Genomic DNA, 16,813 nt, shown 5'->3' on the forward strand with positions numbered 1-16,813 from the left:
TCATGACTTCTTCCACGCTCTCCGACAACATCGACATTCTTCACGTCAGCAAGCACTACGCGCAGCAAGGCGGCACGCCGCTCGCGGTGCTCGACGACATCAGCCTGCGCATGCGCGCCGGCGAGTTCGTCAGCGTGCTCGGTTCGAGCGGTTGCGGCAAATCCACACTGCTGCGATTGATCGCGGGGCTCGACACCGACTATAGCGGCGAGATCGTCGTCGCGGGCGACCAGGTGCGCGATACGTCGCTCGAACGCGGCATCGTGTTCCAGGATCACCGGCTGTTTCCGTGGCTTACGGCGTCGCAAAACATTCTCGCCGCGCTGCGTAACGCGCCGCTTTCCGCACGCGAGAAGCGCGAAGCCGTCGCCGAACATATCGGCCTGGTCGGACTCAAGGGCTTTGAAAATTCATACCCCCATCAATTGTCCGGCGGCATGGCGCAGCGCGTGGCGATTGCGCGCGGTCTCGTGAATCGTCCGCGCGTGCTGCTGCTCGACGAGCCGTTCGGCGCGCTCGACGCGCTCACGCGCGGCCGCTTGCAGAACGAGTTGCAGCGCATCTGGGAACACGAACGCATCACGATGATCCTCGTCACGCACGACGTGGACGAAGCGCTTTACCTCGGCGACCGCGTCGTCACGATGGCGCCGCGGCCGGGCCGCATCAAGCGGATCGTTGACGTCGCGTTGCCGCGTCCGCGCGAGCGCAACGATCCACGCTTCATCCGCTTGCGCGACGAAGTGCTGGCCGACTTCGTCGGCCACGACGGCGCGCGACGCGAACCTCGCGTGGACCGCGATGGCCGCGGTGACGATGAACCGCACGATGGCACGCGCATTCCAGTAGTGAGTCCGCCGGTGAGTCCACCGATCACGGAATGGCGGCTCGCATGGTGAAGCACGCGCTCTCCCCCACACACAACGAATCTTCATGGAGCAGACGATGAGCAGCGAAAAACGGCCGAAGCGGCAGATCAGACTGGGCGCGTTCCTGATGGAGACAGGCCATCACATCGCCGCTTGGCGCCATCCCGATGCACATGCGAGCGGTGGGCTCGACTTCGCGCACTACGCGGAACTCGCGCAGATCGCCGAGCGCGCCAAATTCGACGCGATTTTTTTCGCCGACAGCGTGAGCGTACGCGACACCAATCTGCCTTCGCTATCCCGCACCGCGCGCGCCGATCATTTCGAACCGTTGACCTTGCTGTCGGCACTCTCGGTCGTGACGAAACACGTCGGCCTGATCGCGACGGTCTCCACGACATTCAACGAACCGTATAACCTCGCGCGCAAATTCGCCTCGCTCGATCATCTGAGCGGCGGCCGCTCGGGCTGGAATCTCGTCACGTCCAGCACGGAATCCGAGGCGCTCAATTTCAGTTTCGAGCGCCATCCGGACCATGCGGTCCGCTACGAGCGCGCGCGCGAGTTCTACGACGTGGTGGCGGGTCTGTGGGATAGCTGGGAAGACGATGCGTTTCTCCGCGACAAGGAGAGCGGCGTCTACTTCGACCCGGACAAGCTGCACGTGCTCGGCCACGCGGGCAAGCACTTCAAGGTGCGCGGACCGCTGAACGTCGCGCGTTCGCCGCAGGGCTGGCCGGTCGTCGTGCAAGCCGGTGCGTCCGAGGCCGGGCGCGAACTCGCCGCGCAAACCGCGGAGGTGATCTTCGTCGCGCATCAAACGCTCGAGGAAGCGCAGTCGTTCTATCGCGACGTCAAAGGGCGTCTCGCGAAATATGGGCGCGCGCCGGATCATCTGAAGATCATGCCGGGCATTTTCCCGATTGTCGGCCGCACGCAGGAAGAAGCCGAGGAGAAATTCGCCGCGCTGCAGGACCTAATTCATCCGACCGTCGGTCTCTCGCTGCTGTCGAATATGTCGGGCGGCGTGGATCTCTCGCAGTATCCCGTCGACGGGCCGTTGCCCGAACTGCCGGAAACGAACGGCGGCAAGAGCCGTCAACGGCTGCTGTTCGATCTCGCGCGGCGCGAGAACCTGACGATTCGCGACCTGTATCTGCGCATCGCGGGCGCGCGTGGGCATCAGCAGGTGGTCGGCACGCCCAGCAGCATTGCGGACCAGTTGCAGCAATGGTTCGAAGAAGAAGGCGCCGATGGGTTCAACATCATGTCGCCATGGTTGCCGGGCGGCTTGACGGAATTCGCCGACCTGGTGGTGCCGGAGTTGCAACGGCGCGGACTGTTCCGCACGGAATACGAGGGAAACACGCTGCGTGAAAACCTTGGGCTGCCGCGCCCTGTGAATCGTTATGCGTCGGCGACGCCGCAGGTAGCCGCGATAGCAGGCTGATCTGGCAACGGCAGGCACGCTGCCGGACACCTTCTCTTCACAAAGACATCAAGACATCAGGAGCCTTTCATGAGTGCAGCCGCAGTGCAGGACATACAGTCGATTCAGGTCACGCCGCTTTCCGCGCATATCGGCGCGGAAATCCACGGTGTCGATCTCACGCAGAAGCTCGACGCGCGCCAGATCGCGGAGATTCGCGCCGCGCTGCTGAAGTGGCGCGTCGTTTTCTTTCGCGAGCAGTTCCTCACGCACGAGCAGCACGTGGCGTTCTCGGCGCAGTTCGGCGAACTGACCTTGGGGCATCCGGTGTTTGGTCACGTGGACGGTTATCCAGAGGTCTACTCGATTTCGAAGTACCGCAAAGCGACGCGTTTCGAGGGACAAACGCTGCAACGTCCGTGGACCGGCTGGCACACGGACGTAACGGCCGCGCTCAATCCGCCGTGGGCGTCGATCCTGCGCGGCGTGACGATTCCGCCTTACGGCGGCGACACGCAGTGGACCAACCTGGTGGCGGCCTATCAGAAGCTTTCCGCACCGCTGCGTGGGTTCGTCGACGGTCTGCGCGGGCTGCACCGTTTCACGCCGCCGGCCGGCGCGAGCGGCACCGAAGCGTTCAACAAAGCCGTCGAGCAACGCACGCTCGTCACCGAACATCCGCTGGTTAGAGTTCATCCGGAAACGGGCGAGCGGGCGCTCTATGTGAGCCCGAGTTTCCTGAAGTCGATCGTCGGCGTGAGCCCGCGCGAAAGCCAGGTGTTGCTCGAACTGCTCTGGGAACACGTCACGCGGCCGGAGTTCACCGTGCGCTTCAAATGGGAGGCAGGCAGCGTCGCGTTCTGGGACAACCGGGCGACGGCACATCTCGCGCCCACGGATATTTTCGATCTCGAGTTCGACCGGCAACTGTATCGCACGACGCTCGTCGGCGACGTGCCCGTTGGTCCGGACGGCACGCAATCGGTGGCGCTTGAAGGCTCACCGGTAAGCGCCGCCGCGGCCGTCGCCCTGAACTGAGGCAAAGGTGCGGCGCGCGAGCAGGCAACCGGCAGCAGATGCACCGGTGACCCGCGCCGCCGGTCGGATCGGCAGCGTGGGGTGCGCTAGCGCTCTGTTTCTCGAATGACAGCGCCGAGCGCCATGCCAGGCTGACCGCGTTCGACTTCAGCGCGACAGCGACATACACGGGCGCTTGAGCGAGCGCCAGTTCGCCTTCGGGCGAGCCGAGCTTTCGTAGGCTCGCCCGGGTTCACCGCAATGCGATGCGACGCGCGCGGATCCGCGTCGCCCGCCTCCCCGCTCGTCCGGCCGCCGTTGCGGCATCGGCAATGCTTCAACCTGAACCGACCCATCGCCGCTATCCACGCCGCTACACGGCAACTTCGCTCTACTCGACGCGCCCCGCGCTTGCGGCTATCTTACGGACACGCACGCTCGAAGGGCACAACCATGGCGACGTTCCGCGGTCTCGTTGCAGTCTTGCTGATCACGCTGCTGTCCGCCTGCGCGAGCTTGCCGCCGCAGACCGGCCGCACCGCGACGCACGCGCTGACCGACACGGACAGCACGCGTCTCGCCACCGCCTTTATCCCGCAGGAGCGCAAGCACCCCGAGAACAGTGCGTTCCATCTGCTGCCCAACGGCGTCGATGCCCTGCTCGCCCGCATCGTGCTGGCCGAGACGGCCGAGCGGACTCTCGACCTGCAGTACTACATCTGGCACGACGATCTGACCGGCCGCCATCTGGCCGACGCGGTGCTCAAAGCCGCCGATCGCGGCGTCAGGGTTCGCATTCTGCTGGACGATCTGGGCACGGGCGCCGACGATAAAGTCCTGCTCGCCATCAGCTCACACCCCAACATCGAAATACGGCTTTTCAATCCGATCGCCAACCGCACCTTCAAGAAGCTGGGGACCGCGCTCGAGTTCAGCCGGGTCAACCGGCGCATGCACAACAAGTCGCTGATCGCGGACAACCAGGCCGCGATTCTCGGCGGCCGCAATATCGGCGACGAGTACTTCGGCGCATCCAGCGAGGTCGATTTCGGCGACCTCGACGTGCTGACTTTCGGACCCGTGGTGCATAAGGTCTCAAACGCCTTCGACGAATTCTGGAACTCGGACGCCGCGTACCCGATCGCCAGTCTGACCGGACATGCCGCCGAGCCGGACGCGCTGCCGGCCTATCGCGCGAAGCTCACGGCGTTCGTCGCGGCCGAGCACGATTCGCCGTATGTCACGCAGGCGCGAGCACGCCTTCGCGACACGCTGCAAGCGCGCGAGGCCGACTTCTCCTGGGGCAAGGCGACGCTCCTCTACGACGATCCCGCCAAGATCACCCGCTCGCCCGGCGACCCGCAGGGACATCTGTTATCGCAGTTCCATGCGTTGAGTGTCGAGCCGGCGAAGGAAGTGCTGATCATCTCGCCGTATTTCGTCCCCGGCAAAAAGGGCGTGGAATGGATGCGCGCGCAAACTCGGCGCGGCGTACGCGTCACGGTGCTGACGAATTCTCTTGCCGCCACCGACGTCGCCGCGGTTCACGCGGGATATCAGCGCTATCGCAAGGATCTGCTCGACGCCGGTGTGCATCTGTATGAGTTGAAGCCTGCGCCGGACGAGGACGCCGGCGAGAAGAAGAAATCGATTCTGGGTTCCTCGAAAGCCTCGCTGCATGCGAAGACCTATGTCTTCGACAGAAGCAGCATCTTTATCGGCTCGATGAATCTCGACCCTCGGTCGATTACGCTCAATACGGAAATCGGCGTGTACTGCGAAAGCGCCCCACTCGCCGCGCAAGTCGCGGATGGCGTCGAGCCGAAGCTCGATCAGCTCGCGTGGCGGCTCGAAACCCGCACGGACGCGAACGGCACGAGCAGGATCGTGTGGATCGACACCGCGCCGGACGGCACAGTCAGGGAACTCGACGAACCTGGTGTGTCGCGCATGAAGCGCGTCGGCATCTGGTTTCTGGGTTTGTTGCCGATCGAGTCGCAGTTGTGACGGGCAGCCCGGCATGGAGAAAGTGTCCCCTGCTGCGGCGCCAAACCGGACTCCAGCGCGTTACCGCTTGATCCTCAGATACGCGCGGCTGATCGCGGGCCGCGTATGCACCCACAATCGCGAGGCCAGCCACGAAGCCGGACGGTCGCGCACTTCAAGGCGAGTGATCGAGCGCGCCGCGCCATCGTTGCGGCCTGAATAGTTCGAACCCGTCTCGCACGTGTAGAAGTGGCGGAAGCCGGCCTCAGCCGCGATGCGCCGATAGTCCTCGTCGTGGTATCCCTGCGGCCAGCACAGATGATCCGACACGGCGCCCAGTTTTTGCTCGAACGTGGCACGTGCGCTGGCGAGATCGCGTGTCAACCCGGCGCACTTTTGCTCTGCATTGGCGGACACCCGATCCCACCGCACATGGCTATGCGTGTGGCTGTGAAATTCGAACGTGCCGGCTTCACGCATCGCGTCGATTTCCGACCAGCGCAGAATCGCGCGATCGGGTTCACCGTTTTCGATCGCCAACTCGCCATCGCGATGATTGAGCAACGCAGGCAGCGCGCCACCCGAACGCGCGTGCGCACGCACCGGCCCTTCGCCGATCCAGCTCGTCACCAGAAAGCACAGCGCGGTCAATCCATGTGCCTGCAGAACCGGATGCGCGTGCACCCAGTTGTCGAGATAGCCGTCGTCGAAAGTCAGCACGACGGCCTTCTTCGGCAAGGGCTCGCCCGCCAGATAGGCCGACAGTTGCGCGCTGCCGATGGTCGTATAACCCGCGCCGGCCAGATACGCCATTTGCGCGGCGAAGTGTTCCGGCGAGACGGTGATCATGCCCGGCGACGTGCTGACGTGGTGATACATCAGCACGGGCACCGCGCGCGCGAACTTCGTCATGCCGCCGCCCGCCTTTCACCGTAGTAAGCGCGCCCGGCATAGATGCCGCGCAGGTAGCAGTCGACGGTCTCGTTGGCCATGGCGTCCACCGTAAAGCGGTTGTCGGTCTTCAGACGCGCGGCGAGCCCCAGGCGCGCGCGCAGCGGCGCATCGTCGATCAGACGCGCAAGCGCACTGCGCAATGAATCGACGTCATGCGCCGGCACGAGCAAGCCGTTCACGCCGTCGTCGATCAACTCGGGCACGCCGTCCACGCGCGTGCCGATCACCGGCAAACCCACCGCCATCGCTTCGATAAACGATTGGCCGAGCGCCTCCTGATGCGTCGGCAAGACGAACAGATCGCAGCCGCGCAGCACGTTGGTAATGTCCGTGCGAAAGCCGAGCAGGTGAATGCGATGCGCCAGACCCATGCCGTCGACAATCGCCTTGATCTTCTCGAACCACACGCCGTCGCCCGCCATCACGACATGCAGATTGGGGCGCTCGGCCAGCATCGGCCTGACGGCCGCGATCAGATCCTCGTGGCCCTTCTTCTCGCGCATGATCGCCACCATGCCGGCGATCGTCGCATCGGCGTCCAGCCCGAGTTCATCGCGCAAGGTGGAACCGGTCGCCGCTTCCGGCTTCAGGATGCCGTCGTAGATCGTCTCCACGCGGTCTTCCTGCACGCCCGCGGAGATCAGATAGTCGCGCACATGATGGCTGACCGCGACCACGCGATGAGGAAGCCAGTTGTACGTGGCGAGCGACGTGATCGGCAACGCCAGATGCCGCGTGCGCACGATGAACGGCGTCCCCGCGAGCCGCCCCGCCATGCCGGCGACGAGGCTGTCATGGCCGCTGTGCGTATTCAGCACGTCGAAGCGGCGACGCGCGAGCAGCGAGCGGATCGTGACCATGGAGCGCAGATCGCCGCCCGCGCGCATACGCGCATGATGCACGGCAAAGCCGTCGGCACGCGCGCGTATACCGAGACGCGCGTCTTCCGGACACACGAGTTCGACGTTGTGACCCAACGCCCGCAAGGCGACCATCTCCTTGAGCGTGCGAACTTCCTGGCCTCCCCACCCCCGCGACGACTCGCTATGGAGAACACTCAATGCTTTCATGCGCGAACTGACCTTCCAGACCACACCTGCGAACGACGGCCCGGTTTGTAATCGTTGGTAATATTTTCCCCGGACTGCTGCGACCTTAGGGCAAACGCTGTGTTCATGGGGGTAAGCGAATTAGAAGTTGCGTCGACCCGCGACGGGTGACGTCCGTGTTCAACGGATTGGCATGACTTCTCGTTGACAGGGAACTTTCAAGTCGTTGCAGAAGTATTTCGGTAGCCTCCAATTTTGTAAATAGCCAAACATACCGATTGGGACGGATTGAGCCGGCGCAAACGTTGTCGAGGAATGAGTGTTGGTTTTTGCGCAGTTGAAACGCTGACAAAAAGCAGAGGACGAAGAAACCGCTTGACTGGGCAGTGACGTTTAAGCGGCGTTGAAGGCGCTGGAGAAGCTTTCTTTTTTTACTGCGGCGGCGGCTGCGGTTTCGAGTGATCGAGGCGGATGGGTTTGCGGCGGATCAAGCCGCCGCAATGTGCAAGATGGATTAAACGGGAGATTTCATACGAGGATTAGCAGGAAACCGAGCAGGCGGTTTGCTTCCCTCATGACTTAGGCAGGCTTCAGGTCCGCTTCGAGGAACGGCGTGATATGCCCCATCGCGCGGGACACGTAGTCCTCTTTCTCTCCCACGGGCGCGACGTAATGCAATGCGCTCGCCGCCGCATCGATTCCTTCCATCCGGGCGATGATCCAGGCGGCAAGATACGCCGAGGCGAGACACCCGCCGGCCGTCGCCATGTTTCCGCTGACGAAAATCGGCTGATTCAACACATCGATCCCGGCTTCCTGAACCCACGGTTTGGTCGTGACATCGGTACATGCCGACACGCCATCGAGCAGGCCCAGCCTGGCAAGAACCAGCGTGCCGGAACACTGCGCGCCCAGTAGCTGTTTCGATGGATCGAGTTGCAACTGCGCCATCAACTCGCTATCGGCGACGACATCGCGCGTACGCACGCCGCTGCCCACGATCACGGCATCGGCATCGCAAGCCTCTTGCAAGGAAGCCTGTGCTTCGATGACCAAGCCGTTCATCGACTTGACCCGCGCGGTGGGACAGGCGATCGAAACGCGCCAGCCCGGTTTCTTGACGCGATTGAGCACGTTGAGTGCGATGAGCGAGTCGAGTTCGTTGAAGCCTTCGAAGGTAAGAATGGCGATGTGCATGATGTCGTCCGTGAGTCAGGGGGCGCTGACTGTTTGCCGTCGCTTGATGAGGCCGCGCCAATGACTACCGGCCCATCACGCGACTACGAGAACAGAGTTGCGATGTGCCATCGTATGGCCGAGAATCAATACAATCAAATAATTGTCATGGATACATTCGCGCATGCCCACGCCCCGCTACAAATTGCTGGTCGACAGAATGGCGATGGACATTCGCAGCGGACGCCTCGCGCCCGGCACGCGTCTGCCGACTCACCGTCAGCTCGCCTCGCAGGAGGGACTCGCGCTCGTCACCGCGTCGCGGGTCTATGCCGAGCTAGACGCAATGGGATTGGTCAGCGGCGAAACCGGCCGCGGCACTTTTGTGCGGGAAATTGCGTTGCCGGCGCGCCTAGGCATCGACCAGCACGCCGGCGACGCGGGCCTGGCGGACCTCAATTTCAACAATCCGTCGCTTCCCGGCCAAGCCGAACTGCTCAGAAGCGCCTTGCGTCAACTCGCGTCCTCCGGCGATCTGGACGCGTTACTGCGCTATCAGCCCCATGGAGGCCGCACGCATGAACGCGAGATCGTCGCGCGCCACCTGTCGTCTCGAGGACTAGCCGTCGAAGGCGCTCAGGTCGTGATCGTGAACGGCGCGCAGCATGGTTTGACCGCAACCGTTCTGGCGCTCCTGAAGCCCGGCGACGTCGTCGCGGTCGACGCATTGACCTACCCGGGGTTCAAGGTGCTGGCCGAAACGATCCGGCTTGAACTGGCGCCGATTCCGGTTTCCGACCAAGGCCCCGACCTCAAGGCGCTCGAACGCTTGTGCCGAACCAGAAAAGTGCGCGCCATCTACACGATGCCGACACTCCATAACCCGCTAGGTTGCGTCATGAACGCGCAGGGCCGGCACGAGTTGGTGTCGATTGCCCGCAAGCACGGGCTGCTCATCATCGAGGACGCCGCGTATGCCTTCCTCGCGGAAAATCCGCCGCCCCCGTTGGCCGCGCTCGCGCCTGAAACGACGGTGTACGTCTCGGGCCTGTCGAAAAGCATCGCCACCGGCCTGCGAGTCGGCTTCGTCGCCGCGCCCGATCGCTGGGTCGCACCGCTCGAACGTGCGATCCGGGCCACCACCTGGAACACGGCTGCGGTGATGACCGCGATTGCCTGCGGCTGGCTCGACGACGGCACCGTCACGCGCCTGGAGAGGGAGAAGCGTCGCGATGCGGCGCTCCGGCAATCGATGGCCGCCGAGGTTCTCGCCGGACTGCGGCGCGTTTGCCATCCCGCGTCCTACTTCGTCTGGCTTCCGCTCGCGGAAGAGGTTCGCGCCGACGTGGTGGCGATGGCGCTCGTGCGCGAGGGAATCTCTGTCTCCACGGCCGAACCTTTCTCGACTTCGGAGCATGTACCCCACGCGATTCGCGTGGCGCTGGGGTCCGTCGATCTGCCCGTACTCCGGGAGTCGCTGCAAACGGTTAAAGGCGTGATCGCCTCTTACACCTATTGAAGCGGCGACCGGCCGTTGTCGCGTCGACAAACGCGCCGTCGAGAAAAATTATCGATTCCGCAGGCTGTTTTCGATCAGCAAGTTCACGAGCGAGACCTCTGGCAACGTATGATTTCAACGACGACATTTTGCTCACCGGCGCGCAACACTTCGCGGAAATAGCGAGGCTTGCGCGAGCACGCGCCTGAAGCCGCTGTCCGCTCGCCGACGTTTGTCGGGAGGCCGGCGCCATGAAGCCTTCTCCTCACCATGACGAACGCAGACACCATCATGAAAGCTACCCCGGTTGTTGAAGACGCCATCTTTCACGCCCCGCAAGTCGCCGCCTTACGGCGAGACCTTGCGCTGGCACTGCGCGCGGCCGCGCATCACGGCCTCGGCGAAGGCGTATGCAACCATTTCAGCATCGCACTGCCCGGCGACCAGGGCCTCTTTCTGCTGAATCCGCGCGGCTTGATGTGGCATGAAATCCAGGCGGACGACATCCTCATCGTGGATGGTCTCGGCAATCGCGTCGCCGGCCGGCACGAGGTCGAGCCTACCGCCATGTTCATTCACGCGGCGGTCCATGACATCGCGGGCAAGCATTGCGTGCTGCATACGCATATGCCCTATGCCACGGCGTTGACGCTGACGGAGGACTGCGGACTCGACACCACGTTGTCGCAAAACGCCATGCGCTTTCACGGCCGGGTCGCCCTCGACCGCGAATACAACGGCCTCGCGCTAGACGCCGCGGAAGGCGAGCGCATCGCGCGCGCGATGAGCGGCAGCGACATCGCGTTCCTCGGCAACCACGGCGTGGTGGTGTGCGGCGAGCGCATCGACTACGCGTTCGATGATCTTTACTATCTGGAGCGCGCTTGCCAAAGCCAGGTGCTGGCGCTTTCCACGGGGCGCGCGCTGAAGCCGGTGAACCCTGCCCTCGCGGCTCGCGTGGCACATCAGGTGCAAAGCGAGCGAACGCAGTCGGAACTGTTCTTCGCGGCGTTGAGGCGCACGCTGGGCGAACCGGTATAGCGGCACATGCCGACCCGCGCAGAACAGTCATTGCACTCGAACCAGGGTTGCGGCCGCGCTGCGTTTCGTGCAGAGTAGCAATGAATGAACGAAGAGGAAGCGAAGCCAACCGGCGATCCGCCTCGATCATTCCGGTGCGGTATGTTCCGCTATTGAATACAACCGAGCACGGCACGAGCAGCAATACATCATGCGCATTTTGAGCATTCTCCCGCAACGACCTCCGGTGCCCGCCATGGCGGCCGGAGTCTGCTCGAGAACTCAATATGCGCGCGAAAAAGGCTAAGCACCCGCGCCTTGCATGAGAATCGATGATCCGGACGCCCCTTGCGGGCGTTTTTTCATTTCAGGCCTTTTTTTACGCTGAATTCTGAATCCGGAGCACATCATGAAATTCTCGCAGCAATTTTTTGCCAACAGTTTCTTCGAGCAGGACAACACCCGTCTGGAACTGACCGATCTCGCCCGCAAGGCATGCCTCGTCCATCAGGACGCCGCGGGACTTTACTCGTGGATGTCGCTCGGTCTGAGAGCGCAGCGGCGCGTCGAGAGCGTCGTGCGCGAGGAGATGGAACGCGCCGGCTTTTGCGAAATCCAGATGAGCCTGCTGCAGGACGCGGATCTGTGGCGGCAAACCGGGCGGCTCGATGCATACGGCGACGAGCTGATGCGGCTCACAAGCCGTTCCGGCCGGCTGTTCTGCCTCGGCGCCACGTGCGAAGAACTGGCCACGCAGATGGTTAGGACGCACTACAACCGGACGGACATGAGTCTCGGCCTCTATCAGTTCGGCAACAAGTATCGCGACGAACTGAGGACACGCGGCGGCCTCGCGCGCGCCAAGGAGTTCATCATGAAAGACGGCTATTCCTTCAATGCCACGGAAGACGGCGCGCGCGCAGCGTACGAGGCCGTGCGCGAAGCCTATCTGCGCATCTTCCGCCGACTGGGGCTGGATGCCATCGTGAAGTCGAGCGACAACGGGGAAATCGGCGGGCAAAGTTCGGAGGAGTTTCATGTCGTGAGCGAGCTCGGCGAAGACGAGACCGACGGTCAGACATCGCTTGAATGCGCGCATATTTTCGACCTGGGCGACCGTTACTCCAAAGCCATGGGGTTGGTGAACGCCAAGGGCAAATTCGTCAGAATGGGCTGTTTCGGCGTAGGCATCTCGCGCCTCGCCATGCTCCTGCTCAGCCGGCAGCGCGACGAGCGCGGCTTTTGGGGCAGCGAGTCGTTCAACACCTTCGACGTCGTGCTCACGGTCATTGACTGGGAGCGTCAGGAACGGCAGGAGGCTGCGGAAACGCTGCGGCGCGAACTACAGGCCGCAGGGTTGAGCGTGTTGATGGACGACCGCCTCGCGCAAGCCGGAAAGAAGCTCGCCGATGCCGAGTTGATCGCGTGCCGCCAACGCGTCGTGGTCAGCGGTAAAGCACTCGCATCGGGCCGCTTCGAGTGGATGGACCGGCGCACTTTTGCGCGTCGAGATGCGTCGGCGGCGGAGATCGTGACGCTTTGTGCGCGATAGCGCTGGCGCGTGTGCGTCTCGGCATGTGCTTCAGGGCGTGCGGCACGCGGGCTCGTTCGACATGGACTGCGTCATGTTGACAGCCGCGCTTTCCCGCGCGCCCGCATTTGCGCTATTTGGGCTTTCGCATCGAATGTCCAATGAACTGCTTCAGCGCAGCCATTTGCGTACATCCTTTTCCCATTCCGGATCGCCGCAGCCCTGCGGATTTTCCGGTCCGAGCACGGTGATATAGCCTTTGGTCTTCATGCACGATTCGTACGCACGGACCTTCGTGCATTGCCCTGGGCCCGCGCTGCGCGACACCGCTTTGCATTGTTCGATCGTCCTGTCCATCGGACCAAAGTCCATGTCGTCCGCGCGGTTGAGCGTCGGCGCGTCTGCGCCCGATGCGGAGAACTCGACGGGACCGGTCTGTGCGCAGGCACTCAGCGCAGCGGCCAGGACGGTAATGAAGAGAAGGTGGACACGCGGTTGCATGGGCGACTCCTGTTTCGCAGAGGTTGCGAAATCATACGCTCACGCGCATGGATAGTTCGTTGCCGTTGCTTCGTGTCGAAGCGTCGAGCCTCATTAACACGTTTTTAACCTGCGCCCGGCCGTGCCATGATTGGGCTACCCGACCGGCGCGCGTCGATCCACGCTCTATGGATGCCCGAACCTTCGCCGTCTTTACCCTCAACCGGAACCTTCCACACCGCCATGACCACATCCACATCGAACGACGCCCCCGGCACCGCTCTCGCCCGCCTGCACACGCTCGGCCTCGCCCTGCCGAACGTGCCCGCTCCGCGCGGCGCGTTCAAACCGTTTTCACGATCAGGCCAACTGATCTTTCTCTCCGGACAAATCTGCGAGTGGGAAGGCGAAGTGAAATTCAGCGGCCCGGTCGGAGAAGTTCACGACCTTCAGGCCGGACAGCAAGCCGCGCAGATCTGCGCGCTGAACCTGCTGGCGGCATTGCAAATCGCACTCGACGGCGACCTGGACCGCGTGGTCTGCTGCCACCGCGTCGGTGGCTTCGTGTATGCAACGCCTGGTTATCCGAACGTGCCCAAAGTCATCAACGGGGCCTCCGATCTTTTCTTCGAGGTGTTCGGCGAACGTGGCCGGCATGCGCGCACGGCGGTCGGCGTCGCCACCCTGCCCGCCGCGGCGTCCGTCGAAGTCGAAGCGATCTTCGAGGTTTGTTAAGGCGTCAACCTGCCGGCCCTCAGCGTGCGCGCTTTTCCGGCGTGCGCTTCGGCTTGTCAGAAGCGCTACCCGCCGAAAAAATCCGGCAAGCATCACGCCGTTAATCCATCGACAAAGGAAATTCAACCAGAATTTTTTGACCAAAAGTTTGCACACGTCGGCGGAAAGGTTTATTAGTGATCGTGCCATTGCGATTCACGGTGTCTCGCATGCATCACTCACGCTGCGCATGCGGCGCGTTCCGCGTGTTGTCATGAATGCGCCGCGAATACATGGACCGGATAATTCAGAAACACCTTGCTCGCAACACAATTCGGAGTCCGTTTGAAGTTCGATTATCGCGACTCCTGCATCACCGAGCGCTGCGCCGGTGATCCACCCCGTCTTAAGCGACCGGCTACTTCGGGGCACGGTCCCGGCGTCGACGCCTCACGCACCGCACCACTGCGCCACAAACAACTTCCAACAAGGGAGAACTGATCGTGAAACGCTCCAGGGCATACCAGAGAGGATCGCGAATTCTTCTCGCCGCATTGACCGCATTGGCCGGCCCGCCGCTATTGCTCGATGTCGCGGCGCCGGCCGCTCATGCGCAAACCGCCGCGCCAACTCCGGCGAAAATCTCGAACCAGCAACTGGACTCGCTGACCGCGCCGCTCGCGCTCTACCCCGACGCGCTCCTCGCGCAGGTGCTGATGGCCTCCACTTTTCCACAAGACGTGCCGGCGGCGGCGGCATGGTCGAAGGCCAATCCGAAACTCCAGGGCGACGACGCCGTGAAGGCGGTGGCGTCGGAACCGTGGGACCCGAGCGTGCAATCGCTGGTGGCGTTTCCCCAGGTGCTGGCCACCATGGCGTCGAAACCCGACTGGGTCACGCAGCTCGGCAACGCTTTTCTCGCGCAGCCCAACGACGTGATGGACTCCGTGCAGCGACTGCGCAAACAGGCGCAGAAGGCCGGCAACCTGCAGACCACCCCGCAGCAGAAAGTGATAGTCGAGCAGAGCACGATCCAGATCGTGCCGGTCAACCCGCAAGTCGTCTATGTGCCCACGTACAACCCCACGGTCGTCTACGGCGTGTGGCCCTATCCGGCCTACCCGCCCGTGTATGTGCCGCCCCCGCCAGGCTATGCCGTGGCCAGCGGTCTCGCCGCCGGTCTCGCGTTCGGCGTCGGTGTGGCGATCACCAGTTCGCTGTGGAGCAACGTCAACTGGAACAATCACAGCGTCAATATCAACGTGAATCAGTTCAACAACATCAATGTGAACCGGCGGCTCGACGTGAATAGCAGCACGACCAACTGGAACCGCAATTCGACCTTCAACCGCAATACCTCGGCCAACGTGGGCAGCGCGCAACGAGATGCGTATCGCGGACGCGATACGTCGGCAGCGGCGGCCTCGCGTGCGCAGGCTCAGCAGACCTTGCAGAACCGCACTGGCCAGAACCTGGGCGGAACCGCCAGCCAGCGTGTGCAGGGTATCCACCAAGGCGGCAACATGGCCGGCGGCATTCGCGACGGCGCGCAGAACGTGAACCGCGACAACGCGTTGCGTGGCGCGGGCAATGGCGGCGATGCGCAGCGCGACGTGCAGCGCGGACAAGCCAGCCGGCAGGCGCAGGCGAGCAACCGCGGCGGCGGTCTAGGGGCGAACGGCGGCGGTCAGCAACGCGCCGCCAATCTGGGAGCGGGAGGCGGTGGCGAGCGCGGTGGGCAACGCGCCGGCGGCGGCTTGGGCGCGGGTGGCGGCGGCCAGCAACGCGGCGGCGGCTTCGGCGCGGGTGGCGGCGGCCAGCAACGCGGCGGCGGCTTCGGCGCGGGTGGCGGCGGCCAGCAACGCGGCGGCGGCTTCGGCGCGGGTGGCGGCGGCCAGCAACGCGGCGGCGGCTTCGGCGCGGGCGGTGGCGGCCAGCGTCACTTCGGCCGGCATTGAACCGATCTCACAGGAGCCGCTCATGATCCGCATCCGCATGTTCCGCATGTTCCACATCCCCGGCGCACGTCTGGCCGAAGCCTTTGCCCTCGCGCCCGGCCCGCGCCGCGCCGCTGCCGCCCTCGGGCTCGCCGTGCTGTTGAGCGGCGCGTCCGTAGCGCATGCACAAGCTGTGTATCCGACGCCCGAGGCCGCTGTCGACGCGTTCGTCGAAGCGCTCGCCACCAGCGACCATCCCGCCATGCAGCATGTGCTCGGCAAGGACTTCACCCGCTTCATTCCGACCCAAAACATCGGCGAACAGGATATCTACGACTTTCTCGGCGCATGGTCGAAGGGACACCAGATCGTCGACGATCCGGCGCCGCTGAACGGCCACGCGAGCAAGCATCTGTCGGTCGGCACCAGCGGCTGGACGTTGCCGATTCCGCTCGTGCAGACGTCGAGAGGCTGGCGCTTCGATCCCGCTGCCGCCCGCGATGAGATCGCGACCCGCCGCATCGGCCGCAACGAGAACGCGGCCATGATGATATCGCTCGCCATTCTCGATGCGCAAAGCGACTATCAGGCGTCGACCCAGCATTACGCGCAACGCATCGTCAGCACACCGGGCCAGCACGACGGCTTGTACTGGCCGAGCGCGTCGGGTGAAAAAGAGAGTCCGCTCGGCCCGCTCGCCGCGGCGATGCCGCCTACCGGCAACATCTCGAAAGAGGGCTACTACGGCTATCACTTCCGCATTCTGACCGCGCAAGGGCCGCATGCGAGAGGCGGCAGTCAGAACTACGTCGAGAACGGTGCGATGACCAACGGTTACGCCGTGCTCGCGTGGCCCGCTGAATACGGGAAAACGGGCGTGATGAGCTTCATCGTCAATCAGGACAGACAGATTTATCAGAAAAACCTCGGCCCAAATTCGGCGGCGGCCGCCGCTGCGCTCAAATCGTTCGATCCGGACTCGTCGTGGGAGGCCGTGAACCCCTGAGCGCGGCGTCGGCGCCGCCGGGCGCAATCGCGTGTGGGCGCCCGGCGTATGGCGCCCCGGAACGAGCGGCGAGCACGGCGTTGCCATTCGATCCGCGCCCGCTTGCGGGCGCGCGCGGCGAGCAACAGGCAGGCCGCGCCCAGCCAC

At 63.7% G+C, this 16,813-nt stretch carries 14 protein-coding genes and 1 pseudogene; 10 read left to right on the top strand and 5 right to left on the bottom strand.

What is annotated here, in order from left to right:
- Positions 1-2 precede the first annotated feature (2 nt).
- From BPHYT_RS10405 to BPHYT_RS10415, 3 genes are all read left to right on the top strand, one after another.
- Positions 3-899: an ABC transporter ATP-binding protein gene (locus BPHYT_RS10405; protein WP_012433100.1), complete on the top strand. Its 897-nt coding sequence runs from the start codon at positions 3-5 to the stop codon at positions 897-899.
- 46 nt (positions 900-945) lie between these two features.
- The gene (locus BPHYT_RS10410) at positions 946-2,319 is read left to right on the top strand and encodes an LLM class flavin-dependent oxidoreductase (RefSeq protein ID WP_012433101.1); all 1,374 of its coding nucleotides are present in this window, start codon (positions 946-948) and stop codon (positions 2,317-2,319) included.
- A gap of 69 nt (positions 2,320-2,388) precedes the next feature.
- Complete coding sequence (locus BPHYT_RS10415) at positions 2,389-3,336, top strand: TauD/TfdA dioxygenase family protein (protein WP_012433102.1); 948 nt, start codon at positions 2,389-2,391, stop codon at positions 3,334-3,336.
- A 97-nt stretch (positions 3,337-3,433) separates the two neighbouring features.
- On the opposite strand, the pseudogene BPHYT_RS37215 reads toward BPHYT_RS10415, so the two are convergent.
- Positions 3,434-3,547 (bottom strand): annotated as a pseudogene (locus BPHYT_RS37215) (AAA family ATPase); the annotation flags it as partial.
- A 221-nt stretch (positions 3,548-3,768) separates the two neighbouring features.
- On the opposite strand from BPHYT_RS37215, the gene BPHYT_RS10420 reads away from it, so the two are divergent.
- Positions 3,769-5,322, top strand: coding sequence for a phospholipase D family protein (locus BPHYT_RS10420; RefSeq protein ID WP_012433103.1), 1,554 nt, complete (start codon positions 3,769-3,771; stop codon positions 5,320-5,322).
- A 60-nt stretch (positions 5,323-5,382) separates the two neighbouring features.
- Here BPHYT_RS10420 and BPHYT_RS10425 read toward each other — a convergent pair whose 3' ends face one another.
- From BPHYT_RS10425 to BPHYT_RS10435, 3 genes are all read right to left on the bottom strand, one after another.
- Positions 5,383-6,213 carry a polysaccharide deacetylase family protein gene (locus BPHYT_RS10425; RefSeq protein WP_012433104.1) on the bottom strand — a complete coding sequence of 277 codons (831 nt, stop codon included), beginning with the start codon at positions 6,211-6,213 and terminating at the stop codon, positions 5,383-5,385.
- Positions 6,210-7,325 (bottom strand): glycosyltransferase family 4 protein, encoded by a 1,116-nt coding sequence (locus tag BPHYT_RS10430; RefSeq protein ID WP_012433105.1) that lies wholly within the window; start codon positions 7,323-7,325, stop codon positions 6,210-6,212. Before BPHYT_RS10430 ends, BPHYT_RS10425 begins: the two co-directional genes overlap by 4 nt.
- 558 nt (positions 7,326-7,883) lie before the next feature.
- Positions 7,884-8,501 (bottom strand): DJ-1/PfpI family protein, encoded by a 618-nt coding sequence (locus tag BPHYT_RS10435; protein WP_012433106.1) that lies wholly within the window; start codon positions 8,499-8,501, stop codon positions 7,884-7,886.
- A 163-nt stretch (positions 8,502-8,664) separates the two neighbouring features.
- Between BPHYT_RS10435 and BPHYT_RS10440 the strand changes: the two genes are divergently transcribed.
- From BPHYT_RS10440 to BPHYT_RS10450, 3 genes are all read left to right on the top strand, one after another.
- Complete coding sequence (locus BPHYT_RS10440) at positions 8,665-9,999, top strand: aminotransferase-like domain-containing protein (RefSeq protein ID WP_012433107.1); 1,335 nt, start codon at positions 8,665-8,667, stop codon at positions 9,997-9,999.
- Between the two features lie 249 nt (positions 10,000-10,248).
- Positions 10,249-11,019 carry an aldolase gene (locus BPHYT_RS10445; RefSeq protein ID WP_012433108.1) on the top strand — a complete coding sequence of 257 codons (771 nt, stop codon included), beginning with the start codon at positions 10,249-10,251 and terminating at the stop codon, positions 11,017-11,019.
- A gap of 388 nt (positions 11,020-11,407) precedes the next feature.
- Positions 11,408-12,550, top strand: a complete 1,143-nt coding sequence (locus tag BPHYT_RS10450) for an aminoacyl--tRNA ligase-related protein (protein WP_012433109.1) — start codon at positions 11,408-11,410, stop codon at positions 12,548-12,550.
- A 150-nt stretch (positions 12,551-12,700) separates the two neighbouring features.
- Here BPHYT_RS10450 and BPHYT_RS10455 read toward each other — a convergent pair whose 3' ends face one another.
- Entirely contained in the window at positions 12,701-13,030 is a 330-nt protein-coding gene (locus tag BPHYT_RS10455; protein ID WP_012433110.1) for a hypothetical protein, read from the bottom strand.
- Between the two features lie 222 nt (positions 13,031-13,252).
- Here BPHYT_RS10455 and BPHYT_RS10460 point away from each other — a divergent pair, with 222 nt between their 5' ends.
- The 3 genes from BPHYT_RS10460 to BPHYT_RS10470 all read left to right on the top strand — a co-directional run bounded on the left by BPHYT_RS10460 (position 13,253) and on the right by BPHYT_RS10470 (position 16,666).
- Positions 13,253-13,744 carry a RidA family protein gene (locus tag BPHYT_RS10460; protein WP_012433111.1) on the top strand — a complete coding sequence of 164 codons (492 nt, stop codon included), beginning with the start codon at positions 13,253-13,255 and terminating at the stop codon, positions 13,742-13,744.
- Positions 13,745-14,226: 482 nt separating this feature from the next.
- Positions 14,227-15,681, top strand: a complete 1,455-nt coding sequence (locus tag BPHYT_RS10465; protein ID WP_012433112.1) for a DUF3300 domain-containing protein — start codon at positions 14,227-14,229, stop codon at positions 15,679-15,681.
- A 22-nt stretch (positions 15,682-15,703) separates the two neighbouring features.
- Positions 15,704-16,666 (top strand): DUF2950 domain-containing protein, encoded by a 963-nt coding sequence (locus BPHYT_RS10470; protein WP_012433113.1) that lies wholly within the window; start codon positions 15,704-15,706, stop codon positions 16,664-16,666.
- Positions 16,667-16,813: the final 147 nt, after the last annotated feature.

It is taken from the genome of Paraburkholderia phytofirmans PsJN (genome assembly GCF_000020125.1).
Taxonomy (GTDB): domain Bacteria; phylum Pseudomonadota; class Gammaproteobacteria; order Burkholderiales; family Burkholderiaceae; genus Paraburkholderia; species Paraburkholderia phytofirmans.

Coding starts and splice junctions, on each gene's coding strand:
- BPHYT_RS10450 (WP_012433109.1), top strand. CDS start 11,408: ATGAAATTCTCGCAGCAATTTTTTGCCAACAGTTTCTTCGAGCAGGAC.
- BPHYT_RS10435 (WP_012433106.1), bottom strand. CDS start 8,501: ATGCACATCGCCATTCTTACCTTCGAAGGCTTCAACGAACTCGACTCG.
- BPHYT_RS10440 (WP_012433107.1), top strand. CDS start 8,665: ATGCCCACGCCCCGCTACAAATTGCTGGTCGACAGAATGGCGATGGAC.
- BPHYT_RS10420 (WP_012433103.1), top strand. CDS start 3,769: ATGGCGACGTTCCGCGGTCTCGTTGCAGTCTTGCTGATCACGCTGCTG.
- BPHYT_RS10410 (WP_012433101.1), top strand. CDS start 946: ATGAGCAGCGAAAAACGGCCGAAGCGGCAGATCAGACTGGGCGCGTTC.
- BPHYT_RS10425 (WP_012433104.1), bottom strand. CDS start 6,213: ATGACGAAGTTCGCGCGCGCGGTGCCCGTGCTGATGTATCACCACGTC.
- BPHYT_RS10460 (WP_012433111.1), top strand. CDS start 13,253: ATGACCACATCCACATCGAACGACGCCCCCGGCACCGCTCTCGCCCGC.
- BPHYT_RS10470 (WP_012433113.1), top strand. CDS start 15,704: ATGATCCGCATCCGCATGTTCCGCATGTTCCACATCCCCGGCGCACGT.
- BPHYT_RS10455 (WP_012433110.1), bottom strand. CDS start 13,030: ATGCAACCGCGTGTCCACCTTCTCTTCATTACCGTCCTGGCCGCTGCG.
- BPHYT_RS10405 (WP_012433100.1), top strand. CDS start 3: ATGACTTCTTCCACGCTCTCCGACAACATCGACATTCTTCACGTCAGC.
- BPHYT_RS10415 (WP_012433102.1), top strand. CDS start 2,389: ATGAGTGCAGCCGCAGTGCAGGACATACAGTCGATTCAGGTCACGCCG.
- BPHYT_RS10430 (WP_012433105.1), bottom strand. CDS start 7,325: ATGAAAGCATTGAGTGTTCTCCATAGCGAGTCGTCGCGGGGGTGGGGA.
- BPHYT_RS10445 (WP_012433108.1), top strand. CDS start 10,249: ATGACGAACGCAGACACCATCATGAAAGCTACCCCGGTTGTTGAAGAC.